This window comes from Methylovorus sp. SPW-M1, assembly GCF_053848825.1.
Genome location: NZ_CM132626.1, coordinates 868,943 through 894,627 on the forward strand (window position 1 = coordinate 868,943; position 25,685 = coordinate 894,627).

Annotated in this window: 21 protein-coding genes and 2 tRNA genes; 12 read left to right on the plus strand and 11 right to left on the minus strand. The window is 53.4% G+C overall.

Going from position 1 to position 25,685, the window contains the following annotated elements; all coding sequences use genetic code 11:
• The first annotated feature begins 2 nt into the window (after window positions 1-2).
• The 6 genes from ACWWD9_RS04095 to ACWWD9_RS04120 all read left to right on the plus strand — a co-directional run bounded on the left by ACWWD9_RS04095 (window position 3) and on the right by ACWWD9_RS04120 (window position 9,304).
• Window positions 3-905 carry a LysR family transcriptional regulator gene (locus ACWWD9_RS04095; RefSeq protein WP_455867800.1) on the plus strand — a complete coding sequence of 301 codons (903 nt, stop codon included), beginning with the start codon at window positions 3-5 and terminating at the stop codon, window positions 903-905.
• Window positions 906-1,245: 340 nt separating this feature from the next.
• Entirely contained in the window at window positions 1,246-2,802 is a 1,557-nt protein-coding gene (locus tag ACWWD9_RS04100) for a type I restriction-modification system subunit M (protein ID WP_455867801.1), read from the plus strand.
• Complete coding sequence (locus ACWWD9_RS04105) at window positions 2,799-3,839, plus strand: PDDEXK nuclease domain-containing protein (RefSeq protein ID WP_455867802.1); 1,041 nt, start codon at window positions 2,799-2,801, stop codon at window positions 3,837-3,839. Before ACWWD9_RS04100 ends, ACWWD9_RS04105 begins: the two co-directional genes overlap by 4 nt.
• Complete coding sequence (locus ACWWD9_RS04110) at window positions 3,836-5,005, plus strand: restriction endonuclease subunit S (RefSeq protein WP_455867803.1); 1,170 nt, start codon at window positions 3,836-3,838, stop codon at window positions 5,003-5,005. Before ACWWD9_RS04105 ends, ACWWD9_RS04110 begins: the two co-directional genes overlap by 4 nt.
• A gap of 1 nt (window position 5,006) precedes the next feature.
• A complete protein-coding gene (locus ACWWD9_RS04115) occupies window positions 5,007-6,203 on the plus strand; it encodes an AAA family ATPase (protein WP_455867804.1) in 1,197 nt (398 codons plus the stop codon).
• 5 nt (window positions 6,204-6,208) lie between these two features.
• Entirely contained in the window at window positions 6,209-9,304 is a 3,096-nt protein-coding gene (locus ACWWD9_RS04120) for an HsdR family type I site-specific deoxyribonuclease (RefSeq protein WP_455867805.1), read from the plus strand.
• 65 nt (window positions 9,305-9,369) lie between these two features.
• Here ACWWD9_RS04120 and ACWWD9_RS04125 read toward each other — a convergent pair.
• The 9 genes from ACWWD9_RS04125 to ACWWD9_RS04165 all read right to left on the minus strand — a co-directional run bounded on the left by ACWWD9_RS04125 (window position 9,370) and on the right by ACWWD9_RS04165 (window position 16,359).
• Window positions 9,370-9,446, minus strand: a tRNA-Met gene (locus ACWWD9_RS04125).
• An 89-nt stretch (window positions 9,447-9,535) separates the two neighbouring features.
• On the minus strand, window positions 9,536-10,621 hold the full coding sequence (gene ychF / locus ACWWD9_RS04130; RefSeq protein WP_159355251.1) for a redox-regulated ATPase YchF: 1,086 nt from the start codon (window positions 10,619-10,621) through the stop codon (window positions 9,536-9,538).
• 18 nt (window positions 10,622-10,639) lie between these two features.
• Window positions 10,640-11,227, minus strand: a complete 588-nt coding sequence (pth, locus tag ACWWD9_RS04135; RefSeq protein ID WP_013442811.1) for an aminoacyl-tRNA hydrolase — start codon at window positions 11,225-11,227, stop codon at window positions 10,640-10,642.
• Window positions 11,228-11,337: 110 nt separating this feature from the next.
• On the minus strand, window positions 11,338-11,955 hold the full coding sequence (locus tag ACWWD9_RS04140) for a 50S ribosomal protein L25/general stress protein Ctc (RefSeq protein WP_013442810.1): 618 nt from the start codon (window positions 11,953-11,955) through the stop codon (window positions 11,338-11,340).
• Between the two features lie 83 nt (window positions 11,956-12,038).
• A complete protein-coding gene (locus ACWWD9_RS04145) occupies window positions 12,039-12,974 on the minus strand; it encodes a ribose-phosphate pyrophosphokinase (RefSeq protein ID WP_159356154.1) in 936 nt (311 codons plus the stop codon).
• 81 nt (window positions 12,975-13,055) lie between these two features.
• Window positions 13,056-13,132 (minus strand) — tRNA-Gln (locus ACWWD9_RS04150).
• Window positions 13,133-13,145: 13 nt separating this feature from the next.
• On the minus strand, window positions 13,146-14,006 hold the full coding sequence (gene ispE, locus ACWWD9_RS04155) for a 4-(cytidine 5'-diphospho)-2-C-methyl-D-erythritol kinase (protein WP_455868133.1): 861 nt from the start codon (window positions 14,004-14,006) through the stop codon (window positions 13,146-13,148).
• Window positions 14,007-14,010: 4 nt separating this feature from the next.
• The gene (gene lolB / locus ACWWD9_RS04160; protein ID WP_455867806.1) at window positions 14,011-14,646 is read right to left on the minus strand and encodes a lipoprotein insertase outer membrane protein LolB; all 636 of its coding nucleotides are present in this window, start codon (window positions 14,644-14,646) and stop codon (window positions 14,011-14,013) included.
• Window positions 14,647-16,359, minus strand: coding sequence for a tetratricopeptide repeat protein (locus ACWWD9_RS04165; RefSeq protein WP_455867807.1), 1,713 nt, complete (start codon window positions 16,357-16,359; stop codon window positions 14,647-14,649).
• Between the two features lie 249 nt (window positions 16,360-16,608).
• Here ACWWD9_RS04165 and ACWWD9_RS04170 point away from each other — a divergent pair, with 249 nt between their 5' ends.
• Genes ACWWD9_RS04170 through mutM form a run of 5 tightly spaced genes read left to right on the plus strand, consistent with a single transcriptional unit; the run spans window position 16,609 to window position 21,429 of the window.
• Complete coding sequence (locus ACWWD9_RS04170; protein ID WP_455867808.1) at window positions 16,609-17,541, plus strand: ATP-binding cassette domain-containing protein; 933 nt, start codon at window positions 16,609-16,611, stop codon at window positions 17,539-17,541.
• 29 nt (window positions 17,542-17,570) lie between these two features.
• A complete protein-coding gene (locus ACWWD9_RS04175) occupies window positions 17,571-18,317 on the plus strand; it encodes an ABC transporter permease subunit (protein WP_015830598.1) in 747 nt (248 codons plus the stop codon).
• 12 nt (window positions 18,318-18,329) lie between these two features.
• Window positions 18,330-19,718 (plus strand): GldG family protein, encoded by a 1,389-nt coding sequence (locus tag ACWWD9_RS04180; protein WP_013442803.1) that lies wholly within the window; start codon window positions 18,330-18,332, stop codon window positions 19,716-19,718.
• Window positions 19,715-20,602, plus strand: a complete 888-nt coding sequence (locus ACWWD9_RS04185; protein WP_455868134.1) for a DUF4340 domain-containing protein — start codon at window positions 19,715-19,717, stop codon at window positions 20,600-20,602. Before ACWWD9_RS04180 ends, ACWWD9_RS04185 begins: the two co-directional genes overlap by 4 nt.
• 8 nt (window positions 20,603-20,610) lie before the next feature.
• A complete protein-coding gene (gene mutM / locus ACWWD9_RS04190) occupies window positions 20,611-21,429 on the plus strand; it encodes a bifunctional DNA-formamidopyrimidine glycosylase/DNA-(apurinic or apyrimidinic site) lyase (protein WP_455867809.1) in 819 nt (272 codons plus the stop codon).
• 3 nt (window positions 21,430-21,432) lie between these two features.
• Here mutM and ACWWD9_RS04195 read toward each other — a convergent pair whose 3' ends face one another.
• Window positions 21,433-22,938 (minus strand): sodium:solute symporter family protein, encoded by a 1,506-nt coding sequence (locus ACWWD9_RS04195; RefSeq protein WP_015830595.1) that lies wholly within the window; start codon window positions 22,936-22,938, stop codon window positions 21,433-21,435.
• Between the two features lie 304 nt (window positions 22,939-23,242).
• Between ACWWD9_RS04195 and ACWWD9_RS04200 the strand changes: the two genes are divergently transcribed.
• Entirely contained in the window at window positions 23,243-24,073 is an 831-nt protein-coding gene (locus ACWWD9_RS04200; RefSeq protein ID WP_455867810.1) for an HDOD domain-containing protein, read from the plus strand.
• An 89-nt stretch (window positions 24,074-24,162) separates the two neighbouring features.
• On the opposite strand, the gene ubiB is transcribed toward ACWWD9_RS04200, so the two are convergent.
• Window positions 24,163-25,683 (minus strand): ubiquinone biosynthesis regulatory protein kinase UbiB, encoded by a 1,521-nt coding sequence (gene ubiB / locus ACWWD9_RS04205; RefSeq protein WP_455867811.1) that lies wholly within the window; start codon window positions 25,681-25,683, stop codon window positions 24,163-24,165.
• Window positions 25,684-25,685: the final 2 nt, after the last annotated feature.

A 25,685-nucleotide genomic window follows, 5' to 3' on the forward strand; every position in this document is an offset into this window, starting at 1 on the left:
CAATGAAGCTCGACCAACTCAATTTTCATCATCTGTTGTATTTCTGGCGGGTGGCAAAACTCGGGCACCTCACCCGCGCCGCTGAGGAACTGCATACCTCGCAATCCGCCGTCTCGGCACAGATTCGTCAATTGGAAGAGCGCTTTGGCGATGATCTCTTCACGCGCAAAGGCCGCAAGCTGATCCTCACCGATACCGGGCAGCTGGTGCTTGCCTATGCCGACAATATTTTTGGGCTGGGGGAAGAAATGCTCGGGCGCCTGCAAGGCCGCACCGCCGGGCTCACCCGCCTGCGCGTGGGCAGCGTGGGTACCCTATCGCGCAACTATCAGGAAAACTGGATACGCCCGCTACTCGCCGACCCCGACGTAGTACTCACCCTGGAGTCCGGCCTGCTGAATGACTTGGTCGCCCGCCTCGTGCAACACCAGCTCGATGTGGTGCTGAGTAATGAAACCGTGCCCGCCGACCCGGACCGCCCCATGCATTGCCTGTTCCTGGGCAGCCAATCCATCTCGCTGGTCGGCCCCGCCAGTCGCTGGGCATCGCAGAGTTTGCGCATCCCCGAAGATCTGGATGGCGTCGATATCGCCCTGCCTGGCCCCCGCCACGCCCTGCGCGCCCAGTTCGACGCCCTGTGCGCCACCGCAGGCATCGCCCCCCGACTAAGAGCCGAAGTCGACGACATGGCCATGCTGCGCCTGATCGCCCGTGATAGCGGATGGCTGACATTGCTGCCAGAAGTGGTGGTGCAGGATGAATTGCGCGCAGGGGTGCTAGTTACCGTAGGCCACTCTGCGGCATTGCAAGAGCGGTTTTATGCGATTACGACAACCCATCGGCATCGGATTGAGGCGTTGGAGAAGTTGTTGGCGGGGAGGCCGGAGTATTTGACTCCGGACTGAGCTTGCGGCGCAGCGGCTATCCGTGATTTGGGAATCATGGGCATAAGCGGAATATGGGATATTCATGACACTGATTGCCACGAGACCCCAAGCAGCTTATGGCAGCGTTAAGGGACTTATATGAACGGTATATACTAAGAAGGTTTAAAGAGAGGCTGCTTTATAGGTCATAAGCGCCCAGTTGGCGCTCGTCTTGCTCCGGGTTTGATGCTTTCACACAAGTCGGTGTAGTGGGAGATTCTCTATTGCCAGAGCCAAGCCTCCCGTAAAATAAAAAAGCGTTACAACGTCTTAAATTACCGCTCCCTTGTAATTACGTATTGATATTGGAAAGAAACAAATGACAAGTGCCCAACAACGCGCAGCACTGCAGCGCCAGATTTGGCAAATCGCCAACGATGTGCGTGGCGCAGTCGATGGCTGGGATTTCAAACAATATGTTCTCGGTACACTGTTTTACCGCTTTATCAGCGAAAACTTTGCTAACTACATTGAAGCCGATGACGACAGCATCCAATATGCTGAGCTGCCCGATAGTGTCATCACCCCCGAAATCAAAGACGATGCCATCAAAACCAAGGGCTATTTCATCTACCCCAGCCAGCTGTTCGTCAACGTGGTTGCCAATGCTAATACCAACGAGAAACTGAATACTGACCTCGCCACCATTTTTGCAGCCATCGAAAGCTCAGCCAACGGCTACCCTTCTGAGCTGGACATTAAAGGTTTGTTTGCCGATTTTGACACCACCAGTAACCGCCTGGGCAATACCGTCAAGGACAAAAACACTCGCTTGGCGGCTGTGCTCAAAGGCGTTGCTGGCCTGAATTTTGGTGATTTTCATGGCAACAAGATTGACTTGTTTGGCGATGCTTACGAATTTCTCATCTCTAACTACGCCGCTAATGCCGGTAAATCGGGTGGCGAGTTTTTTACCCCGCAGCATGTCTCCAGCTTGATAGCCCAGCTTGCCATGCACAAGCAAACCAGCGTTAACAAGATTTACGATCCCGCGTGTGGCTCAGGCTCCCTACTGTTGCAAGCTAAAAAGCACTTTGATTCGCATATTATTGAAGATGGTTTTTTTGGTCAGGAACTCAACCACACCACCTACAACCTGGCGCGGATGAACATGTTCTTGCATAACATCAACTATGACAAGTTCAACATCCAGCTAGGCGATACCCTCACAAATCCACACTTTCAGGATGATCAACCCTTCGATGCCATCGTCTCCAATCCGCCATACTCGGTGAAATGGAAAGGCTCAGACGACCCCACCCTGATCAATGATGAGCGCTTTGCACCCGCTGGCGTGCTAGCACCGAAATCGAAAGCTGACTTTGCCTTTGTGTTGCACGCACTCAGCTATCTTTCCAGCAAAGGCCGTGCTGCGATTGTCTGCTTCCCAGGTATTTTTTACCGGGGCGGTGCCGAGCAGAAAATTCGCCAATACCTGGTAGATAACAACTACGTCGAAACCGTGATTTCGCTGGCGCCCAATCTGTTCTACGGCACCACCATTGCTGTGAATATTCTGGTGCTGTCCAAACACAAAACCGACACCACCACCCAGTTCATTGACGCCAGCGGCTTATTCAAAAAAGAAACCAACAACAACGTGCTGCTGGACGCACACATTGAACAGATCATGGCAGCGTTTGACAGCAAGCAGAGTATTGAGCACTTTGCCAAGTCAGTGCCATTTGAGCAGGTTGCTGCCAACGACTACAACCTGTCAGTCAGCAGCTACATAGAGGCAGAGGACAAACGTGAAGTCGTGGACATTGCAAAGCTGAATGCGGAGCTGAAAACCACGGTCGCCAAGATCGACCAGTTGCGCAAAGACATAGATGCCATTGTGGCGGAAATCGAAGGCGAGGAGCTGGACGCATGAGTGATCAACCCATCGCCCTGACACCAACCCCTGCAGGGTATACTGACTGGCTGGTTGAGCTAAAAGCACGCATACACAGCGCCCAACAGCGGGCCACATTGGTCGTCAACCGCGAGCTGGTGCTGCTGTACTGGCAGATTGGCCGCGATATTCTGGCGCGGCAGGCCGAGCAAGGGTGGGGCGCCAAGGTTATAGAGCGCTTGGCACATGACTTGCGCACGGCCTTTCCCGAGATGAAAGGCTTCTCGCGTGCCAACCTGATGTATATGCGCGCTTTTGCCGCAAGCTGGCCAGATGCTGAAATTGTCCAACAGGCTGTTGGACAATTGCCCTGGGGTCATAATCTGGTGCTACTGACCAAGCTGAAAACCCAAGCAGAGCGCGAGTGGTATGCCGCCAAGGCGATTGAAAACAACTGGTCGCGCAATGTACTGGTCATGCAGATCGAAACCGGCTTGCACGAGCGCAGCGGCACCGCCGTCACCAACTTTGAAGCTAGCCTGCCCAAGCCACAGTCAGACCTTGCGCTGGAGTCCATCAAAGACCCCTACCGCTTTGACTTTTTGGGGCTGACCGAGGAGGCGCAAGAGCGCGAGGTTGAGCATGCTCTGGTCAAGCATGTCACTGAGTTTTTGCTAGAGCTGGGGGCGGGGTTTGCTTTTGTCGGGCGGCAGGTGCTGCTGGATGTGGGCGGCGATGAGTTCTTCATCGACCTTCTGTTCTATCACCTCAAACTGCGCTGCTATGTGGTGATCGAGCTCAAGGCCGGCAAGTTCAAGCCTGAGCATCTGGGCCAGCTTGGGTTTTACCTCACGGCAGTGGATCGCCAGGTCAAAAGTGAGCACGACAACCCCACCATAGGCCTGCTGCTGTGCAAGAGCAAAAACAAGGTGGTGGCTGAATACGCGCTGGGCGACAAAACCCAGCCCATGGGCATTGCTGAATATAAATTGGCCGAATCGCTGCCAGCGGGACTGCAGACCTGCTTGCCCAGCATTGAACAGATTGAGCGGGAACTGCAGGGAGACGAGGCATGAGTGGCGTACGCTTTTTGGAAAAGTTGCTGGATGGGGTGGCAGTGGAGTGGCTGCCACTTGGCGACCTCACGAACTATGAACAGCCAACCAAATACATTGTGACTGCAAAAAACTACAATGACGACTTCGAGACTCCTGTTCTGACGGCTGGCAAGACATTCGTTCTTGGGTATACGGACGAAGTTGATGGCATCTATAAGGCTTCAGAAAGTCCCGTAATCATCTTTGATGACTTCACGACGGCCAATAAATGGGTTGACTTTGACTTTAAGGTCAAATCATCAGCCATGAAGATGATCACATCCAGCGATAAAGGTAAGGCCCTACTTAAATATATTTATTATTGGCTGAACACATTGCCAAGCGAATTGGTTGATGGCGACCACAAACGTCAGTGGATCGGTAGCTACACAAGCAAAAAGGTTCCCATCCCTTGCCCACAAAACCAAAAAAAATCGCTTGAAATCCAAGCCGAAATTGTCCGTATTCTGGACAATTTCACGGAGCTTACAGCGGAGCTTACAGCGGAGCTTACAGCGGAGCTTACAGCGCGTAAAAAACAATACAACTACTATCGCGATCAGGTGCTGAGTTTTGAAGACGATGAGGTGGAGTGGAAGACGCTTGGGGTTCTTGCAGAGAATCTCGATTCAATGCGAAAGCCAATCACTGGTGGACTAAGAGAGCCAGGTGATATTCCGTATTACGGAGCCTCGGGGATCGTTGACTATGTTAAAGACTACATCTTTGATGGCGACCTTTTACTTGTTTCCGAGGATGGGGCGAATTTGTTGGCGCGAAACACGCCAATCGCATTTAGCATTAGCGGAAAGAGTTGGGTGAATAATCACGCTCACGTACTGAAATTCAAAACATATGCTGAGCGCAAGTACGTTGAATATTACTTGAACAGTATCGACTTGACGCCCTACATATCGGGAGCAGCGCAGCCAAAGTTGAATAAGAAGAGCCTCGAAAGCATTCGCATTCCGAATCCATCTCCAGAAGATAAGAAGCGAATCGTCGATATCTTGGATAAATTCGATGCCTTGACTAGCTCCATCAGCGACGGCTTGCCGCGCGAAATAGAACTGCGCCAGAAACAATACGAGCATTACCGCGATCTGCTGCTGACCTTCTCGAAACCGGACGAGGTAGAGGCATAACATGGGCAATACGCTACCTGAAATCGCCGAGCAGCTGAAAGGCGCCAACAAAAAGGTGCAGCTGATCTACGCCTTCAATGGCACAGGTAAAACCCGCCTTTCACGAGAGTTTAAGCAGCTTTTCGTTTCCGAGAGTGATGGCAATGAAGAGTATCCGCCGGAGTTGTCGCGCAACAAAATCCTGTATTACAACGCTTTTACCGACGACTTGTTTTATTGGGACAACGACTTGGCGAATGACGCAGAGCCTAAGCTTAAAATTCAGCCTAATACCTTTACGGATTGGGTACTGAAGGATCAAGGTCAAGATATCAACGTCATCACGACTTTTCAGCGTTATGCCGACAATAAGTTGACGCCTCACTTTAACGTTGAGCGCACAGAAAAAGGTGAAGGTGAAAAACAGATAACGATAAAGGCCTTCTCTGAAGTCACATTTACAATGGAGCGGGGCGATGCGAACAAATCGGGAAGTCTGAAAATTTCCAAAGGCGAAGAGAGCAACTTCATCTGGAGCATTTTTTACACTCTGATTGAGCTGGCGATTTCTACGCTTAACGATGTGCAACCTGATTATCCTGAATCAACCTCATTTGATAATTTAGAGTATGTGTTCATTGACGATCCTGTTAGTTCACTAGATGACAATCATCTAATCGAGTTGGCTGTGGATTTGGCGCAGTTGGTAAAATCAAACAAATCTGATGTCAAGTTCATCATTACAACGCACAACCCACTTTTCTTTAATGTGCTCTGCAACGAGTTTGGTAGTGATGAAAAAACCGAACGCTACAGCTGGAAATCAAAATGGTTTAGCAAGTCACGCTTGGAGAAAAGTGGTGATGGGAGTTTCAGTTTAGTCGAGCAACCAAATGATTCACCATTTGCATATCACCTTCACTTGATCGCGCAGCTTAAACAGGCAATAACAAACGATCAGATTGAAAAATATCATTTCAATCTGCTCCGAAATATCTTGGAAAAGACAGCAACATTTCTTGGATACAAAAGGTGGGAGCATCTTCTACCAGAAACTGACGATGGTTTGCCTAATTCATATGCAAAGCGAATTGTGAACTTTTCAAGTCACTCTAAGCATGCAGCAGAAGAAGTAGAACCTCTTAAGCCAGAGGAAAAACAGCTTCTGGATAAGTTGGTAAAGCACCTTATCAATCGTCATCAATTTTGGCAGGAATAAAATATATGATCGAATACACCCCCATCGCGGAGTCGAAAAACTTTATCGTGCTGGATAGGTACGCTCCAGAATGGAAGGTCGCAGAAAGTTACCAGAGTGAGGGTGATCTAGAGCGTGAGTTTATTCAGGATTTGGTTAATCAGGGTTATGAGCAGCCTAGCCTGAACACGCCTGAAGCCCTGCTGGGTAATGTGCGTATGCAGCTGCAATTGCTCAATAATGTGCAGTTTGCGGATGGCGAATGGTTGCGCTTTGTGGAAACGTTTCTGGACAAGCCCAGCGATGGCATAGTCGAAAAAACGCGAAAAATACACGATGACTACATTCACGACTTTGTGTTTGACGATGGTCGCATCCAGAACATCTATCTTCTAGACAAGAAAAATATCGCCCGCAACAAGGTGCAGGTGATCAAGCAGTTTGAGCAGGCCGGTAGCCATGCCAATCGCTATGACGTGACAATACTGGTAAATGGTTTGCCGCTGGTGCAAGTGGAGCTGAAAAAGCGCGGTGTAGCCATTCGTGAGGCGTTCAACCAAGTGCATCGCTACAGCAAGGAAAGCTTTAACAGCGAGAATTCTTTGTTCAAGTATTTGCAGTTGTTTGTAATATCCAATGGCACCGATACCCGTTACTTTGCCAACACCACGCAGCGCAATAAAAACAGCTTTGACTTCACCATGAACTGGGCCAAGGCGGACAATAATCTGATCAAAGACCTGAAAGACTTTACCGCCACCTTCTTCCAGAAAAACACGCTGCTGAATGTGTTGCTGCATTATTCGGTGTTTGATGCTAGCGACACCTTGCTGGTAATGCGTCCTTATCAAATCGCGGCCACCGAGCGCATTCTGTGGAAAATCAACAGTGCTTTCCAAGCCAAAAACTGGAGCAATACGGAAAGTGGTGGATTCATTTGGCACACCACCGGCAGCGGCAAGACGCTGACCAGCTTCAAGGCCGCGCGCTTGGCCACCGAGTTGGATTTCATCGACAAGGTGTTTTTCGTGGTGGACCGCAAGGATCTGGACTACCAGACCATGAAGGAATACCAACGGTTCTCGCCGGACAGCGTGAATGGCTCTGACAGCACCGCTGGACTTAAGCGCAATCTGGATAAGGATGACAATAAGATCATTGTCACGACCATTCAGAAGCTAAATAACCTGATGAAAAGTGAAAACGACTTGGCTGTTTTCAACCAGCAAGTCGTGTTTATTTTCGATGAGTGCCATCGCAGCCAGTTTGGTGAAGCGCAGAAAAACCTGAAGAAAAAATTTAAGAAGTTCTACCAATTTGGCTTTACCGGTACGCCTATCTTCCCCGAGAACGCACTGGGCGCCGAAACTACCGCCAGCGTGTTTGGCCGTAAATTGCATTCGTATGTGATTACCGATGCGATTCGAGATGAAAAAGTGCTCAAGTTCAAGGTGGATTACAACGATGTGCGTCCTCGGTTCAAGGCCATTGAAACTGAGCAGGATATTAAAAAGCTCAGCGCGGCGGAAAATAAGCAGGCCTTGTTGCACCCTGACCGCATCCGTGAGATTACCCAGTACATCTTGAACAGCTTCCAGCAGAAGACCCACCGTCTGCAAGCAGGCAACAAGGGGTTTAACGCTATGTTTGCAGTTAGCAGTGTGGACGCTGCCAAGCTGTATTACGAGTCGTTCAAGGAGTTGCAAAAGGATAGCGACAAGCCTTTGAGAGTTGCCACCATCTTCTCGTTTGCCGCAAACGAGGAGCAGGATGCCATTGGTGATATTCAGGATGAAAGTTTTGATGTTTCTGCCATGAGCAGCAGCGCCAAGGAGTTTTTGAGTGCGGCCATTGAAGACTACAACGCACTTTTTAAATCCAACTTCAGCGTGGATAGCAATGGCTTTCAAAACTATTACCGCGATTTAGCCAGACAAGTAAAAGCTAAAGAAATCGACCTGCTAATTGTCGTGGGCATGTTCCTCACGGGCTTTGATGCCCCCACGCTGAATACCTTGTTTGTCGACAAAAACTTGCGCTACCACGGATTGATGCAGGCCTATTCACGTACTAATCGTATTTATGATGCGACAAAAACCTTCGGCAATATTGTCACCTTCCGCGACCTGGAGCAGGCGACTATTGATGCCATTACCTTGTTTGGTGATACGAACACCAAGAATTTGGTGCTGGAAAAGAGCTACAAGGAATACATGGAGGGCTTCACCGATGTGGCCACCGGTGAAGCTAGACGCGGTTTTGTAGAGGTGGTAAATGAGCTGGAACGACGCTTTCCTGATCCCGCCTCCATTGAACGGGAAGCTGATAAAAAGGCTTTCGCCAAGCTGTTCGGCGAGTATTTGCGCGTGGAAAATGTGCTGCAGAACTATGACGAGTTTGCCAGTCTGAAGGCTTTGCAAAACCTTGATATGAGCGATCTTGCAGCAGTTGAAGCATTCAAGGCCAAGCACTATTTGAGTGATGACGATATTGCAGCGCTGCAGGAGGTCAAGATTCCGTCTGAGCGGAAAATTCAAGACTATCGTTCAACTTACAACGATGTTCGCGATTGGCTGCGTCGGGAAAAAGCGTCTGCCGAGAAGGAAAAGTCCACTATTGACTGGGATGATGTGGTCTTTGAGGTGGACTTGCTTAAGTCCCAGGAAATTAACCTGGATTACATTCTGGAGCTGATTTTTGAGCACAATAAGAAAACCAAAAATAAATCAGACCTTGTAGATGAAGTTCGCCGGGTGATTCGTGCCAGCTTGGGGAGCCGTGCCAAAGAAGGCTTGTTGGTTGATTTTATAAATCAAACTGACTTGGACCAGATTGGCGATAAGGCCAGCGTGATTGACGCATTCTTTACCTTCGCGCAAGCGGAGCAACAACGTGAGGCAGAGGAACTTATCAGCAGCGAAAGCCTGAATGCAGAGGCTGCCAAGCGTTATATTGCGACCTCGCTAAAGCGCGAGTTTGCCAGCGAGAACGGGACAGAGTTAAATGGCATTCTGCCGAAAATGAGCCCTTTGAATCCGCAATACCTGACTAAAAAGCAGAGCGTGTTTCAAAAGATAGCTGCATTCGTTGAGAAGTTTAAAGGGGTGGGTGGCCAGTTCTGATATGTAAACCACACGCTAGTCGATAATGAAAAAGGCCTCCCGATTGGGAGGCCTTTTTCTTTATTTGGTGGTGATGGGGGGACTTGAACCCTCGACCCCAGGATTATGAATCCTGTGCTCTAACCAGCTGAGCTACATCACCGGGTACTGTTGAAACAAGCCCGCTATTGTATTTTCTGAGCGGGTCTTTGTCAAAGCCAAACTGCGCTTTTTTATTGGCCTGGCGGCGAATTACACGTTAAAGCGGAAGTGGACGACGTCGCCATCCTGCATGATGTATTCCTTGCCTTCCAGGCGCATTTTTCCGGCTTCCTTGGCGCCTTGCTCGCCTTTGTTTTTCACAAACTCTTCGTAGGCGATGACTTCGGCGCGGATGAAGCCGCGTTCGAAGTCGGTGTGGATGACGCCTGCGGCTTGCGGGGCGGTGGAGCCGCGTTTTACGGTCCAGGCGCGCACTTCTTTCACACCGGCGGTGAAGTAGGTTTGCAGGCCGAGGAGGCTGTAGGCGGCGCGGATAACGCGATCCAGGCCGGGCTCTTCCAGGCCGAGTTCGGTGAGGAACATGGCTTTGTCTTCGTCTTCCAGATCGGCGATTTCGGATTCGATCTTGGCGCAGATGGCGACCACGGGGGCGTTTTCTGCTTTACCGAGGTTCACAACCTTGTCCAGCAGCGGGTTGTTCTCAAAGCCGCTTTCGTCCACGTTTGCCAGATACATGACTGGCTTGACGGTGATCAGGCACAGAGGCTTGATCAGTTGCAGCTGGTCGGCATCCAGGCCCAGGGTGCGCACGGGCTTGCTTTGGTCCAGCCATTTCTGGATTTTTTCGAGTACGGCGCACAGGGCGATGGCTTCTTTGTCGCCAGATTTGGCTTTTTTGCCTTCGCGCTGCAGGGTTTTCTCTACGGTTTCCATGTCGGAAAGGGCGAGCTCGGTGTTGATGGTTTCGATGTCGTCCAGCGGGTCTACCTTGCCTGCGACGTGCACGACGTTGCCATCGTCAAAGCAGCGCACCACGTGAGCAATGGCGTCGGTTTCGCGGATGTTGGCGAGGAACTTGTTGCCCAGGCCTTCGCCTTTGGAGGCGCCTGCCACCAGACCGGCGATGTCGACGAACTCGACAATGGCGGGTTGTACTTTTTGCGGGTTGACGATGTCGATCAGCGGTTTGAGGCGCGGATCGGGTACTTCCACAATGCCGACATTGGGCTCAATGGTACAGAAGGGGTAGTTTTCCGCAGCAATACCGGCACGGGTAATGGCATTGAACAGGGTGGATTTACCAACGTTGGGTAGACCGACAATTCCGCATTTCATATGGCTCGCCTTTTTTGCTTAAACTGCTTTGGGTTTGGTGTGTAACTTGAGCATGGCTTGTTCAAAACTGCCGGCCAGCAGCTGGTCGAGCAGGGCCACGCTATCTTCTATGGTGGTTTCTATCAGGCTCATTTCGGCCTTGGCTGGCGCATGCAGCACAAAGTTGACCACGGCTGCGCGTTCGCCGGGGTGACCAATGCCCAGGCGCAAACGCCAGAATTCATTGGTGCCGAGGTGTGCGGCAATATCCTTGAGGCCATTGTGCCCGCCGTGGCCGCCGCCTTTTTTCATTTTGACCTGGCCGGGCGGGATATCCAGCTCGTCATGGATCACCAGGATCTCATGCGGCTCTATTTTGTAAAACTTGGCCAGCGCGCCTACCGAGCGGCCGCTGGCGTTCATGAATGTGGTGGGCTTGAGCAGCCAGGCTTCTGTGCCGCTGTGCTTGAGTTTGCCTGCCAACCCGTGAAACTTGGCTTCATTGGCGAGCTTGCTGCCGGATAATGCCGCCACGCGGTCTATCCACCAGAAACCGGCATTGTGGCGCGTGTCTTCATACTCGCTACCGGGGTTGCCGAGGCCAACAAAGAGTTTGATGCCGTTCATGGGTTAAATCAGCTTGGGTTGTCTGTGCAGCAGTATAAATAAAGACGCGCGGTCCGAGTGTGCCAGTGATGGGCTCGGAACGCGCGCTTTAAGCCGCTTGCAGAAAAAACTTATTCTGCTGCTGGTGCGTCAGCGGTTTCTTCTTCAGCAGCTGCACCGCCACGTGGCACGGAGATGGATGCAACAGCTGCATCGTTTTCGTGTGCCAGTTGTACAAATTCAACGCCCTTAGGCAGCTTGATTTGTGACAGGTGGATGCTGTGGCCGGCTTCCAGGGTTGCCAGGTCAACTTCGATGAACTCTGGCAGGTCTTTTGGCAGGCAGCTTACGTCAGCTTCGGTCAGGATGTGGGTTACCACACCGCCAGACAGCTTCACGCCAGGAGCGATGTCCTGGTTGATGAAGTGCAATGGCACCTTCACGTGCAGCTTTTCAGTAGCGCTTACGCGTTGGAAGTCGATGTGCTGAATGGTGTTGCGTACGGGGTGCATCTGGTAGTCACGCAGAACTACTTGTTCCTTCTTGCCATCCAGGTTCAGAGTCAGGATGGAAGCGTGGAAAGCTTCGTGACGGAATTCCAGGAACAGCGCCTTGTGGTCAAACTCAACGCTAACTGCGTCTTTGCTTGCACCGTAGACGATGCCAGGCACCTTGCCTGCGCGACGAAGGCGGCGGCTCGCACCCGTACCTTGGTTTTCGCGCTTAACGGCGGTAATTTCGATTTGCATGGTACTACTCCTTAATTAACTGCTATCCGCGACCAGATAACAGGGTTGTGAGTGCAGGGCCTTGTGGGCTCTGCGCTCGAAACTTAATCCATAAACAGCGAGCTGACCGAGTCTTCGCGGCTAATGCGGCGGATGGTTTCGGCAAACAGCTCAGCGGTTGAAAGCTGGCGAATCTTGTGACATGCAGCGGCATCGGCGCGCAATGGAATGGTGTCGGTGACAACCAGTTCATCGAGTTGCGAGCTGGTGATGCGCTCTACAGCCGGGCCGGACAATACCGGGTGGGTGCTGTAGGCGACCACTTTGGATGCGCCTTGCTCTTTCAGGGCAATGGCGGCTTCGCACAGGGTGTTGGCGGTGTCGACCATGTCGTCCATCAGCACACAGGTACGGCCGGCAACATCGCCGATAATGTTCATGACCTTGGCCACATTGGGCTTGGGGCGGCGCTTGTCGATAATCGCCAGGTCGGAACCCAGCTGCTTGGCGGCCGCACGGGCACGCACCACACCGCCAACATCGGGCGATACCACGACCAGATTTTCGTGCTTTTGCTTCAGCAGATCATCCAGCAGGATAGGGGTCGCGTAAATATTGTCGACGGGAATATCGAAGAAGCCTTGAATCTGGTCAGAGTGCAAATCCATGGTCAGCAGGCGGTTAACACCTACGCTGGTGAGCATGTTGGCAACGACCTTGGCGGTAATGGCAACACGTGCGGAACGCGGACGGCGATCCTGACGTGAGTAACCGAGATAAGGAATCGCTGCGGTGATGCGGCCAGCAGAGGAGCGACGCAGCGCGTCGACCATCACCATGACTTCCATGAGGTTGTCGTTGGTGGGCATGCAGGTGGATTGCAGAACGAAGACATCCTTGCCGCGCACATTGTCGAGCAGTTCAATCATGACTTCGCCATCGCTAAAGCGATCTACCGTGGCACGGCCAAGGCCGATACCCAGGTGGCTGACTACTGCTTCGGCTAGCTTGGGATTGGCTGTGCCGGTAAATACCATCATGTCGCCATTGGCCACAGTCGGGATTCCTTGTAGGTCAAAAAAATAAAAAAGCGTGTATAGCTACACGCTTTTAATGCATTCTGGCTGGGGAAGAAGGATTCGAACCTTCGCATGCCGGAATCAAAATCCGGTGCCTTAACCAGCTTGGCGACTCCCCATTTGATCTTAAATCTACACGTTTTTTACAAGGTCATAAAGTGGATGCTTTTCCAACCCTTTTGCCACACATGAAAACACCGGAAGACCCGCTATTTTCGATGGCACCTGAGCAAGAATTGCTTCTGCTTCTGCCTGGCTATCAACGCTGATGAATACTGAAGCGCCTGATCCGCTCATGCGTGCCGGTGAGAATTGATTTAACCAACTCAGACTGGCGCCGACTGCGGGATGCTGCTGGCAAACTACAGTTTCAAGGTCGTTGTGAACCATGCCCCTTGAAAAGTCCGCTATTGTCGTGAGTTTTGTATCCCTTGTCAATTCCTTCGACGCAAAAACTTCAGCAGTCGAGACGTTGACTTGTGGCGTCAACAGCACATACCACGCTGGATTCAAGGAGATAGGTGATAATTTTTCTCCTACACCTTCTGCCCAGGCATTCTCTCCAAAAACAAATACCGGCACATCGGCGCCGAGTTGCAGGCCGAGGGTGATCAGGGTCTGGCGATCGAGCTGCAAATCCCATAGGTGGTTGAGCGCCAGCAGCATGGTGGCGGCATCCGAGCTGCCACCGCCGAGACCGCCGCCCATGGGGATGCGCTTTTCAATCTTGATATCGACACCGCGCTTGCAGCCGGTGTGCTGTTGCAGCAGGCGGGCGGCGCGCACGCACAGATCGCGCTCTGCCGGCACGCCGGGGACGTCGGTAATGCGGTTTACCTCGCCATCTTCGCGCACGCGCAGTTGCAGCGTGTCGGAAAAATCCAGCAGGCGGAATACGGTCTGCAGCAAATGGTAGCCATCAGCGCGCTGACCGGTAATGTGCAGGAAGAGATTGATTTTGGCCGGGGCCGGATAGGTGTGAAAGTCGGTCATGGCGTTATGGATTGGATTGCAATGCACTGTTGTCATTGCTGTCATCGATATTCCAGCGCTCGACGATCAGCTTGAGATTCAGTTGCAGGCTTTTCATGTAAATTTTGTGGGGCAGGTCGTACTGGCCAACGCGCTGATACTGGCTGTATTCAATGTCCCAGCCATCCTGCTTCAGGCGGGTGAGGCGGCCCTGTTCATCCCATATCGCTTCATGGGGCGCGGCGGTGGGGCGGCCCAGCGCCCAGTCATGCAAACCTTGCATGGGCAGGCGCCAGCCCAGGTTTTGTTCGGTCAGGGTTTCGGCATCCTGCGCGCGCAGGGTTTTCTGGTCGCTGGTCACCAGCGTGACGCCGCCTGGGTTTTTATCTATGGTCGCGACTTGCGATCCCAGTGGCGAGAATAGCGCCACCTGGTCAGTGGCGGGCTGGTGATTCCAGGTAAAGCCGCCGGAGAAGCCCTGCTTTTGCGTCTGCACGCCTATGCGGCCTTTCAGGTCGAACGCTTGCAGGGTTTGCAGGCTGGCAAGGTGCAGGCGATGCACCTCTTCATTGGCCACCGGGCGCGATGGCGTGGTGGTACAGGCAGAAATCAAGAGGGCCGCCATAAAGAGCGGCCCCCGCAAAAGGACAGGCACGTTCATTTAGTTTTTAAATTTCTGCGCCGTCTTGATCAGGACTTCATTATCGGGAAATACCTTGAGGGCAGATTCCCAGGTTTGCACGGCTTCGTCCTTCTTGCCCTGGTGCCACAACACTTCGCCCAAGTGCGCGGCAATTTCGGGGTCAGGCTGCTGCGAGTAGGCCTGGCGCAGGTAATTGCTTGCAGCATCCAGCTTGCCCATGCGGTATTGCACCCAGCCCATGCTGTCGAGGATGTAATGATCATCCGGGCTCAAGGCGAGGGCTTGCTGGATCAGCTTGTGGGCTTCATCCAGCTTGAGGTTGCGATCTGCCAGGCTGTAGCCAAGTGCGTTGTAGGCTTGGGCAAAATCCGGCTTCAGCTTGATCAGCTTGCGCAGTTCTTTTTCAGCAATATCAAACTGACCGATGCGCTCGGCGGCCATGGCGTAGTCGTAAATGATCTCGGGGGTGTTAGGCAGCGTTGCAACGGTTTGCCCCAGAAGATCGTAAGCTTCCTGATAGCGTTTCATCTTGCCGAGCAGGCTGGCCTGCATCTGCATGGAAAGCGCTTCCTGCTCGTTGGTCAACTCGGGAATATTGCGCAGTACCTGCAAGGCGGCATCAATGCCCTGAGTGCGAGCCACAATGCCGGCAATGTTGAATTGCGCATCCAGATAGCGATCACCCGGCTTCACGCGGTTGTACCAGGCCAGCGCCAGCTTGTCGTCATTCTGTTTCTCGGCGATTTGGCCCAGGTAGATAAACACCTGATCCGGGTTTTTGAAACCAGCGGCCAGCGCATCCTGAAAGTATTTTTCCGCATCGGCCAGTTCATTGGCCTGAATCGACAGCAGACCAACAACAACCATGATTTCAGGATTGTTCTTGGACGCGGAAATCAGCTTGATGAACTCAGGTTTGGCTTCGTCAAAGCGTTTCTGGTTGATCAGCAGGCGTGCCATGGTCAGCCGGACTTCGTTGGCATTTTCATTGGCGCTGAGGAATTGCTTGTAGAAATTGATGGCAGCGTCTGGCGACTGCAAATACAGGATCTGGCCTTTGAGCAGCGCGCTCATTTCCCAGCCTGGGCTCAGCTTTTCTGCGGTATCAAGCTCGCTCATGGCAAGCTCTACCTTGCCAGCAGCAAGTGCCGAATTGGCAATAGTGAAATGGGCTTCGGGCAGGTCAGGGTAGGGCGCTGCCAGCTCTTGCACCAGCGTCAGCACCGCGTTTTTGTCGGTCTGCTTTGCCAGGAGGCTGTTCAGGTAAAGAAAGCCATTGGCGCGGGTGTCTTCTTTCGCCAGCAGTTTCTGCAAGAAAGGCTTGGCTTCATTGAGCTTGCCCGCATTCACGAATAATTCGGTGCTGGCTTGCTGCGCTTCGGTTGAACTGGGGTCCAGCTCGCTCCACAGGCTCACCGCTTGTGTGACCAGGCGCGGCTTGTTGCCGTACACGGCGGCTTTGGCAGCGCGCTCAGCCAGGCGCGGGTCGCGGCTGGATTTGGCCAGATCGAGAAAAATCGAGCTGGCAAGTTCGAGATCGCCCCGTTGCCCGGCGACTTCGCCAATCAGATACTTATAAACAAAGGCGCCCGTCAGCTCGGTTTGTGGAGCGGGGGCAGGCTTGGACTTGGCAGATTCTGATTTGGATGGCTCGGCTGCCTGAGCAGAGAGGCTGGCAATGGAGGCCAGACTTAACAAAACAGCTAGCGTGAGTTTGCGGGGATTAGGCATGAGTGAAAAGTGTTCTCGATACTCGGTGTGGTTGCGATAAATTCTGGCTGATGGCTTAAATGCTTAGTCCGTGACAGTGTTTGCAAGTTCATCCATAATGATTTCTGACTATAGCTTTTTGGATAGAACTTTCCAATAGAATTTAATTCTATTTGCATGTACTTTGACTATATGACCCCTAACGCTTGACAGTTGTCAGGCGTTTTTTTAATTTAGCAGCCCTTCACCCGGAGTGTATCAACTTCAATTATGACTACTGTAACCGTTGAGGCCCGCGAGCTTACGCGCATTTATGGGGGGCGCGAAGCAGTTCGCGATGTGAGTTTTACCCTGAACAAAGGGGAAGTCTTGGGTTTTCTCGGGCCGAATGGTGCGGGCAAGTCCACTTCCATGAAAATGCTGACAGGCAACCTGGCACCGAGCAAGGGTAGCGTCAAGATCTGTGGTATCGACATGATCGAGAACCCCAAGGAAGCCAAGGCGCTGATTGGGTATTTGCCAGAGCAGCCACCGCTTTATCGCGAGCTGACCGTCGATGAGTTTCTGGCGATTGCGGCGCGGTTGCACCGGGTGAGTGGCAGTCATGTCAAAAAGGCCGTGCGCATTGCCAAAGAGCGATGTGGTCTGACAGAGATGGGTGGCCGCCTGATTGAAAATCTCTCCAAGGGTTATCAGCAGCGCGTTGGTATTGCCCAGGCCATCATCCACAATCCCATGGTCGTCATTCTGGACGAGCCTACCGTCGGTCTCGATCCGATCCAGATTCGTGATATTCGTAACCTGATCAAGGAATTGGGTGGCGAGCACAGCGTTATTCTCTCTACACATATCCTGCCTGAAGTTGAAATGGTCTGTGACCGCGTACAGATCATTCACAAAGGTCAGATGGTGTTCAATGGCTCCATTGATATCCTGAAACAGCAGCGTCATGGCAACCGCCTCCTGGTGGGTCTGAGCCGCGCTCCTGCCAATGAAGAATTGCTGAAAATCCCCGGGATCACATCGGTGGAAACCCTGCCTAGCGGCCTCTTGCGTGTTCGTCATGCCGAAGGCGGCGCCCCGGCCGAATTGCTGGTGCAGGCGGCGGTTAATCAGAACTGGGGTCTTTACCAGATCAATCCTGACCAGACCAGTCTGGAAGAAGTCTTCGTTCAACTCACCTTCCAGGAGCAGGCTACTTAAGCCCGCTCTGCTGATAGAAAGCGTTTGTCATGATTTTCAATATCACCAGAAAAGAATTGAAGAGCCTGTTCTCCTCGCCCATGGGCTGGGTGGTGCTGGCCTTGTTGCAATTCGTCTTCGGTACCTTCTTCCTGAATGGTATCGAACAATACTTCCAGACCATGTCCGGGGCTATTCGTCCTGAGCAGCGGATTGGCGTGACCGAATTCGTCGGCGGCAGTATTTTCGGCATTGCTTCGTTTGTGATGCTGTTTGCCGTGCCTTTGTTGTCGATGCGCCTGATCAGTGATGAGCGTCGCCAGCAGACGCTGACCTTCCTGTTCAGTGCCCCCTTGTCGCTGACGGAAATCGTGGTTGGTAAATTCCTGGGCCTGGTTACGTTTCTGTCCATTGTGATTTTTTTCCTGGCGGCCATGATGTCCACCCTGAATTTCTGGGCTGAGATTGACTTTGGGTATATTGCTGCCAACGTGATAGGCCTGTGGCTGCTGGTGGCCAGCTTTTCTTCGCTGGGCCTGTATGTTTCCAGCCTGACGCAGCAACCGATAGTCGCCGGCATCATCAGTTTTATTGCCTTGTTTGCCTTGCTGCTGCTGGATAACTTCATGGCAGGCGATCCTACCGGCACCATGTCTTACCTGTCGCTGATGCGCCACTTTGAGCCGTTCTCTCGCGGCTTGCTGGATACACGTGATGTGGCTTATTTCCTGTTGTTTATTGTCACTTTCCTGACCTTGACAGTGCGTCGCCTGGACGCTGATCGTCTGCGCGGCTAACTGGGTACCCCTATGAAAACGAATCGTAAACTCCGCTTCCAGTTGTTCATGCAAAACAGTGTGTTTGTTTTGCTGTTTCTGGCTCTTATTTTCCTGTTGGGCTATCTGTCGCATGAATACCATGTGGCGCAGGACATCACACAGAGTTCACGCAACACCCTGACCGAAGGCAGCGTTAATGTCCTGAAGCAAATGAAGGGTCCGGTGGAAATCACCGTGTTCGTCTCCAAGGACGAGGCCTATCGCAAGACCATCAATGATTTCATTTCGCGTTATCAGCGCTCCAAGCCTGATATCAAGATCACCTGGGTAAACCCGGCCGAAGAGCCCAAGCTGGCGCAGGATGCCGGTATCAAGGCCGAGGGCGAACTGGTGGTGGACTTCAACAAGCGTACCGAACACCTGACGCCACCTTATGTTGAGCAGGACATGACCAATCTGCTGGTGCGCCTGTCGCGTACCAACCAGCGTGCCGTGATGTATCTGGATGGGCATGGCGAGCGCAACCTGATCGGCATCAAGAATCATGATCTGGGCGAGTTTGGCCGTCAGTTGCAGAAGAAGGGCTTCAAGCTGGCCAATCCTGATCTGACCATTGCGCAGGGCGTGCCAACCAATGGCGCCATGCTGGTGATTGCCAGTCCGCAGGTGGATGTATCGGAAGTTGAAGCCAAGAAGATCAAGGAATACCTGGATGCAGGTGGCAATCTGCTGTGGTTGCTGGACGATGAAAACACCCATGGCTTGCAGAATATTGCCGAATACCTGGGCCTGGAAATCACGCCGGGCATGGTGATTGACCTGACGTCTGCCCAGTACGGTGCGGATTCCAAGATCGCCTTTGCCAGCCAGTACGGTGAGCACCCGATTACCAAGAACTTCATGCTGCGCACCTTGTTCCCCGAGGCGCGCATGCTGGATGCGCGTGGTACCGATGAGAATGGCTGGCAAGTCAGCCATCTGGTGGAAGTGGCCCCGAACGGCTGGCTGGAAACCGGCAAGATCGATGGCAAGGTGAGCTTTGATGACAAGAAGGACATCCATGGCCCGATCAATGTGGCGGTCGCCATGGAGCGCAAGTATGGCAAGAAGGGCCAGCGCGTAGTTGTGGTCGGTAACGGCAACTTCCTGTCCAACACCTTTGTTGGCAATGGCGGCAACCTGGACCTGGGCATCAATATCGTGAACTGGCTGGCCGGTGACGATAACCTGATCACCATTCAGCCCAAACCCCTCAAGGACGTGAATATCTCCATTCCCAAGGAAGGCTGGGGTCACTTTGCTGCACAAGTGGTGTTTATCCCTGTGTTTGGCGTATCGCTGGGCCTGTTCCAGTTCATCCTGCCGCTCGCCTTGCTGGTGGCTGGTGTGAGCATCTGGTGGCGGAGACGCAAGGCATGAAATCGCGCTGGATAGTCAATCTGATTCTGCTGGCACTGGTTGCCGGTATCGTGAGCTTTCTTTACCTGCGCCCCAAGCCGGTGGAGGAAAAGAAAGCCCAGCAGGCCATTGCCATTTCCAATCTCAAGATTGGTGGCTTCAGCCATGTCAGCATCGAGTTTCCGGCCCGGGCTGGCGTGGAATTCGAGAAGATTGATGGCTACTGGCATATCGTCAAACCATTCAAGGCTCGCGCAGACCAGATGGCGGTGCAACGCATTCTGGCCATCGTGGCAGCTGAGAGTAACGATAAATTTCCGGCGACCGATCTCGGGCGTTATGGCCTGGATCAGCCCAAGATCAAGGTGAAGCTGGATAACGAAGAATTCCTGTTCGGCACTTACAACCCGGTCAGCAGTGATCAATATGTGGCTTACAAGGATGCGGTGTATCTCGTCTCCAGTTCTTACTCCGACTTTGCGTCTGTGCAGGTGGAAGAGGCCATCGACAAGAATCTGCTGAAACCTACCGAGAAAGTGGCTGGTTTTGATTTTTCCCGTCTGGAGCAATGGGAGTCTGTGCGCCTGAATGTGGACATCAAGGACGGCAAGTGGACGACCTCGGTACCGGATGCCAAGCTCACGCAGAACGACATGAACGAGTGGTTTGATACCTACTGGAAAAATGTGGATGTCAAATCGGTGGAGCCATATACCCCTGATCGCAAGGCGAGCTATGCCTCGTTCGAGGTGAAGCTGCAGGATGGCTCCAAGGTGCATTTCGACCGCATCCAGGAGGCGCCTGAGGTCATCCTTGGTCGCCCGGATGAAGGCATGATGTATCACCTGCCTGCCGACTTTGGCTTTACGCTGCTCAACCCTCCTGTTACCACCAACAGCAAGTAAGCAGCTTCATGCCTGAACTACCGGAGGTCGAAACTACCATGCGGGGCCTGGCCCCGCTGGTCGGCCAGCCGGTAGCCAAGGTTATCATCCGTCATCCCACCCTGCGTTGGCCCATCCCGGCCGATCTGGTGCATACCCTTCCGCAGCAGACCCTGAAATCGCTCACGCGTCGCGCCAAATACATTCTGGCGCAATTCGATACCGGTTATCTCTTGCTGCATCTTGGCATGTCGGGCCGCATCTGCCTGCTCGCGCAGGATGAGCCTGCCGCCAAGCATGATCACTTTGACCTGCATTTTGCCGATGGGCAGGTGCTGCGGTTGCGGGATCCGCGGCGTTTTGGGGCAGTGTTATGGGCAGGAGCAGACCCTGCGCAGCACGCGCTGTTAAATGTGCTGGGGCCGGAGCCGCTGGAAGCCACCTTTGATGGTGACTGGCTGTATCGCCAGTTTCGCACGCGCAGCGCCCCGGTTAAAAATGCCATCATGGATAGTCATCTGGTAGTCGGCGTGGGCAATATCTACGCCAGTGAATCGCTGTTTCGCGCGCGCATACATCCGCAAACGCCTGCCAACCAGCTGAGTCGCCAGGCATGTGACCGACTGGCCGCGGAGATCAAGGCTACCCTGACCGATGCGCTGGCAGCCGGAGGCAGCAGCCTGCGCGATTTCTTTGGCGCAGATGGTAATCCGGGGTATTTTCAGCAGGAGTACTTCACTTACGCACGCACAGGCGAGGCCTGCAAGATATGCAGCACGCCTATCCAGAACGTGCGGCTGGGGCAGCGCTCCACCTTCTTCTGTCCGCGCTGCCAGCCCAAACCCTAGTTTTTAGTGACCTGGCAGATGCCCGGATTGGCCAGCATGGCCTGCTGGCGTGTGCGGGTGAGCCGCATGCCGATGCAGGTATTCCGCTTCCGTGTGGCCAGGTTTGCCTATCTTCTGAGGTAACAGGGAGCCTACGACCATGCCGATGGCGCTGACGGCCAGCCCTATCATCTGCGGCGGTATCAGGCTGTCTTCTCCCAGCAGCACTTCCAGCAATATCCAGCTGCTGACGCCGCCGATAATCGCGGCCAGCGCGCCCTGACTGTTGGCCCGCTTCCAGAAGGCGCCGAAGAATAGCGGCACAAACGCGCCTGCCAGGGTGATCTTGTACGCGGATTCCACCATGCCAAAAATCGATAGCTCTGAATTCAGCGCATAAAACAGCACGCAGCCTGCAAAACCGATCAAACAGATACGCATGACTTTCAGGAAGCCTCGATCGGTGAGGTGGGGCAGAAATCCACGCACGATGTTCTCGGCAAACGAGATGGAGGGCGCCAGCAGCGTGGCTGACGAACAGCTCATGATGGCCGACAGCACGGCGCCAAAGAAAATCACCTGTGCCAGCAATGGCGTGTGCTGCAGGACCAGCGTTGGCAGTACACGCTGCGAGTCCTCGGCGATCAGGCCATTAAAGAAGGCGGGATCGATAATGGTGGCCGCATAGGCAATAAACATGGGCACAAAGGTAAAACAGAAGTAGACCGAGGCGCCGAGTACCGAACCCCAGATGGCGACCTTGGCACTTTTGGCCGAGGTGATGCGCTGGAATACGTCCTGCTGGGGAATGGAGCCCAGCATCATGGTCATCCATGCACCGAGGAAGCCTACCCATTGCCAGATATCCAGTGGCGGGAAAAACTCGAGTTTGCCAGCGGCGCGGGCGTGATCAATCACCGGCGCCACGCCACCTGTCATGCCAGATACGATGTAGCCGATGTAGAGCAGGCCGCCGATGATGACGGTCATCTGCACAAAATCGAGAATGGCGACGGAGAGCATGCCGCCGAATGTAGTGTAGGTCAGCACAATGGCGGTGCCGAGTATCATGCCCGCCTCTTGGCTGACGGCACCTTGCGTGATCATGTTGAAAATGAGCCCCAGTGCCTTGATCTGCGCGGCAACCCAGCCGAGGTAGGACACCACAATGGCAAGCGTGGTCAGCACTTCTACCGTGCGGTTGTAGCGCATGCGATAGAAATCGCCCAGGGTGATGATGTTGAGTTTGTACAACTGGGTAGCGAAGAAGAAACCGGCGATCACCAGACACAGACTGGAGCCGAAGGGATCTGCCACCACGCCGCGCAGACCTTCCTGTACAAAGGTGGCGGAAACGCCGAAGACGGCTTCGGCGCCGAACCAGGTGGCGAATACGGTTGCCATGACCACGGGTAATGGCAGGTGCCGGCCGGCGACGGCGTAGTCCTTGGTATTCTTGACGCGGGTGGCTGCAATGAGACCGATGCTGATGGAAACCAGCAGATAAAGAACCACAAACCAGATCAGCACGCTTTCATGTCCTTATTCCTGATAAAGCCGTCATTCAAACTGACGGAAGTAAAGGCATTCGCCACTCAAAGTGCGCCGTCTCATGTCGAGTTCAGGCTGGTTTTTCGAGGGCTGTTTTTCAACATGGATTCTAGCAAAAACTATGCTTGGGCGAGTATTTTGCGCGCCTTAATTGATGCGGTTTCCCCATCTATTTTATGAAATGTCAGGGCGCGGTCTGCGGTATGCTAATGAATTGCATGGATCGTAGTCTAAACTGTGCTGAAAAAACGTCGTTACAGGTATATGAGGAGCCCACGACATCATGCCAAACACGAATAAATCTCTGAGCGAATGGGTAGATTTTCTCAGCCACGCGGATATCCCGGTGCTGAAGTACACCTCGCGAGAGCTTGCCAGACTTCAGCTGGATGAAGATTCTCTGAGTGGCCGTGCCATTTTTTCTGTGGTGATTCAAGACCCGATGATGGTGTTCCGCCTGCTGCGTTATATGCAAATGCACAAGCACAAAAGCCAGCTGCAAGATCTGGTGCAGATTGAGCATATCGTCATGATGCTGGGCACCGAAAAGTTTTTTCAGGATATTCCGGCCAAACCCATCGTTGAAGAAGTGCTGCACGACAACTTGCCAGCCCTGACGCATTTGCTGCGTTTGGTGCACCGGGCCCATAAAGCCGCGCATTATGCACTGGATTGGGCCGTGCGCCTGTACGACCTGCACGCCGAAGAAATCCGTACCGCTGCCTTGCTGCATGATCTTTCCGAAATTCTGATGTGGTGCTTTGCCCCGGACAAGATGATGGAGATTTTTGAACGGCAGCAGGCCGATAAAACCCTGCGCAGCCAGGCTGTGCAACAGGAGGTACTGGGTTTCCGTCTGCTGGATTTGCAACTGCAGCTGGCCGAAGTGTGCGAATTGCCCCCGCTATTGCTCAGGCTGATGAAAGATGGCGCCAGTGGTGAACAGCGGGTGCGCAATGTCACGCTGGCGGTCAATCTTGCCCGCCATGCTGCGCATGGTTGGGATGATGCTGCCTTGCCGGATGATTATCGTGATATTGCGGAGTTGCTGCGGGTGGATGTACCCAAGGTGCGACATTGGGTGGGAGCCCCGGCCATCGGCGCATCGTCTTGATTGGCTGGGTCATTTAAATCGGATTCATCACAGCGGGCCTGGTAGTCATACCAGGCCCGCTGCGTATTCTGTCTGTTATAAAAAACCTGTTAGAAAAACCGAACGGCTTCCAGTACCAGCAGGCCGACAAGCGCCAGTGCCAGCAAGCTAAGCACCCACGTCTGACGCTGCTGCTGACGGCGCAGTTGATGCAGCTCCTTGACCAGATGCGGGTTTTGCTCGCGTTGCAGAAAATCATCAATGCGACGCGGCAGCATGGGCAGGATGGCTCCCCAGGTTGGGGCCTCCTGTTGTACGCGTTTTAACACACTGCGCCAGCCTATCTGTTCCGACATCCAGCGCTCAAGATAAGGCTGCGCTGTTTTCCAGAGATCGAGTTGTGGGTCAAGATCGCGCCCCAGGCCTTCCACATTCAGCAGGGTTTTTTGCAGCATGGTGAGTTGCGGCTGAATTTCTACACCAAAGCGACGCGAGGTCTGAAACAGGCGCAACAGTACGCGGCCAAATGAAATCTCGCTGATCGGTTTATCGAAAATCGGCTCGCACACCGCGCGGATGGCGGTTTCAAATTCTTCCAGCGGCGTATCTTTTGGTGCCCAGCCGGATTCGATGTGGGCGCGCGCTACTTCACGGTAATCCCGGCGGAAAAAAGCCAGGAAATTGCGTGCCAGATATTGCTTGTCTATTTCTGTCAGGCTACCCATGATGCCGAAATCGAGCGCCACATAGCGTCCATCCGGTGCCACCTGGATATTGCCGGGATGCATGTCGGCATGGAAAAACCCATCGCGGAATACCTGGGTAAAGAATATCTCCACGCCATCCCGCGCCAGCTTGGGAATATCCACGCCTATGCTGCGCAAATGGGCTATCTGACTGATGGGGATGCCGTTCATGCGATCCATCACCATCACTTGTTCGCGACACCAGTCCCAGTAAACATCCGGTACCAGCAGCAGGCGTTTATCCTTGAAGTTGCGGCCGAGCAGGCTGCAATTGGCGGCTTCCAGCATCAGGTCGAGTTCGCTGTGTATGTGCCTGGCGAACTCGGCGACCACTTCGCGCGGTTTCAGGCGGCGGCCATCGGAAGATACTTTGTGGAATAGCCATGCCGCGCTATCCAGCAGGGCCAGGTCTTTTTCAATGATCGTGCCTATGCCAGGGCGCAGAATCTTGACGGCAACCTCGCGACCGCCGGGCAGGCTGGCAAAATGCACCTGCGCCACCGAAGCACTGGCGATGGGGGTAATGTCAAAGCGCTCAAACACCTGCGCCACCGGCATGCCATAGGCTGCTTCCATGATGGCGGCGGCTTGCTCATAAGGGAAGGGCGGCACGCGATCCTGCAGTTTGGCGAGCTCGTCGGCAATATCCAGCGGTATCAGGTCACGGCGCGTGGAAAGCATCTGGCCGAACTTGACGAAAATAGGCCCCAGCGCTTCCAGTGCCAGTCGCAGGCGTTCACCGCGCGGGGCGCTTATCGGGCGCCAGAACAGCAGGGCGCGAATCAGCGTTTGTGCCGGGCGCAAGCGGCTGTGGCCGAGGATGAATTCATCCAGGCCGTAGCGCAGGGTGATGACGATAATCTTGAGCAGTCTGAAAAAGCGCATGC

Bases quoted from the DNA above. Each gene is read 5' to 3' on its own strand.
- ACWWD9_RS04095 (WP_455867800.1), top strand. From the start codon at position 3: ATGAAGCTCGACCAACTCAATTTTCATCATCTGTTGTATTTCTGGCGG.
- ACWWD9_RS04100 (WP_455867801.1), top strand. From the start codon at position 1,246: ATGACAAGTGCCCAACAACGCGCAGCACTGCAGCGCCAGATTTGGCAA.
- ACWWD9_RS04105 (WP_455867802.1), top strand. From the start codon at position 2,799: ATGAGTGATCAACCCATCGCCCTGACACCAACCCCTGCAGGGTATACT.
- ACWWD9_RS04110 (WP_455867803.1), top strand. From the start codon at position 3,836: ATGAGTGGCGTACGCTTTTTGGAAAAGTTGCTGGATGGGGTGGCAGTG.
- ACWWD9_RS04115 (WP_455867804.1), top strand. From the start codon at position 5,007: ATGGGCAATACGCTACCTGAAATCGCCGAGCAGCTGAAAGGCGCCAAC.
- ACWWD9_RS04120 (WP_455867805.1), top strand. From the start codon at position 6,209: ATGATCGAATACACCCCCATCGCGGAGTCGAAAAACTTTATCGTGCTG.
- ychF (WP_159355251.1), bottom strand. From the start codon at position 10,621: ATGAAATGCGGAATTGTCGGTCTACCCAACGTTGGTAAATCCACCCTG.
- pth (WP_013442811.1), bottom strand. From the start codon at position 11,227: ATGAACGGCATCAAACTCTTTGTTGGCCTCGGCAACCCCGGTAGCGAG.
- ACWWD9_RS04140 (WP_013442810.1), bottom strand. From the start codon at position 11,955: ATGCAAATCGAAATTACCGCCGTTAAGCGCGAAAACCAAGGTACGGGT.
- ACWWD9_RS04145 (WP_159356154.1), bottom strand. From the start codon at position 12,974: ATGATGGTATTTACCGGCACAGCCAATCCCAAGCTAGCCGAAGCAGTA.
- ispE (WP_455868133.1), bottom strand. From the start codon at position 14,006: ATGACCGACTTTCACACCTATCCGGCCCCGGCCAAAATCAATCTCTTC.
- lolB (WP_455867806.1), bottom strand. From the start codon at position 14,646: ATGAACGTGCCTGTCCTTTTGCGGGGGCCGCTCTTTATGGCGGCCCTC.
- ACWWD9_RS04165 (WP_455867807.1), bottom strand. From the start codon at position 16,359: ATGCCTAATCCCCGCAAACTCACGCTAGCTGTTTTGTTAAGTCTGGCC.
- ACWWD9_RS04170 (WP_455867808.1), top strand. From the start codon at position 16,609: ATGACTACTGTAACCGTTGAGGCCCGCGAGCTTACGCGCATTTATGGG.
- ACWWD9_RS04175 (WP_015830598.1), top strand. From the start codon at position 17,571: ATGATTTTCAATATCACCAGAAAAGAATTGAAGAGCCTGTTCTCCTCG.
- ACWWD9_RS04180 (WP_013442803.1), top strand. From the start codon at position 18,330: ATGAAAACGAATCGTAAACTCCGCTTCCAGTTGTTCATGCAAAACAGT.
- ACWWD9_RS04185 (WP_455868134.1), top strand. From the start codon at position 19,715: ATGAAATCGCGCTGGATAGTCAATCTGATTCTGCTGGCACTGGTTGCC.
- mutM (WP_455867809.1), top strand. From the start codon at position 20,611: ATGCCTGAACTACCGGAGGTCGAAACTACCATGCGGGGCCTGGCCCCG.
- ACWWD9_RS04200 (WP_455867810.1), top strand. From the start codon at position 23,243: ATGCCAAACACGAATAAATCTCTGAGCGAATGGGTAGATTTTCTCAGC.
- ubiB (WP_455867811.1), bottom strand. From the start codon at position 25,683: ATGCGCTTTTTCAGACTGCTCAAGATTATCGTCATCACCCTGCGCTAC.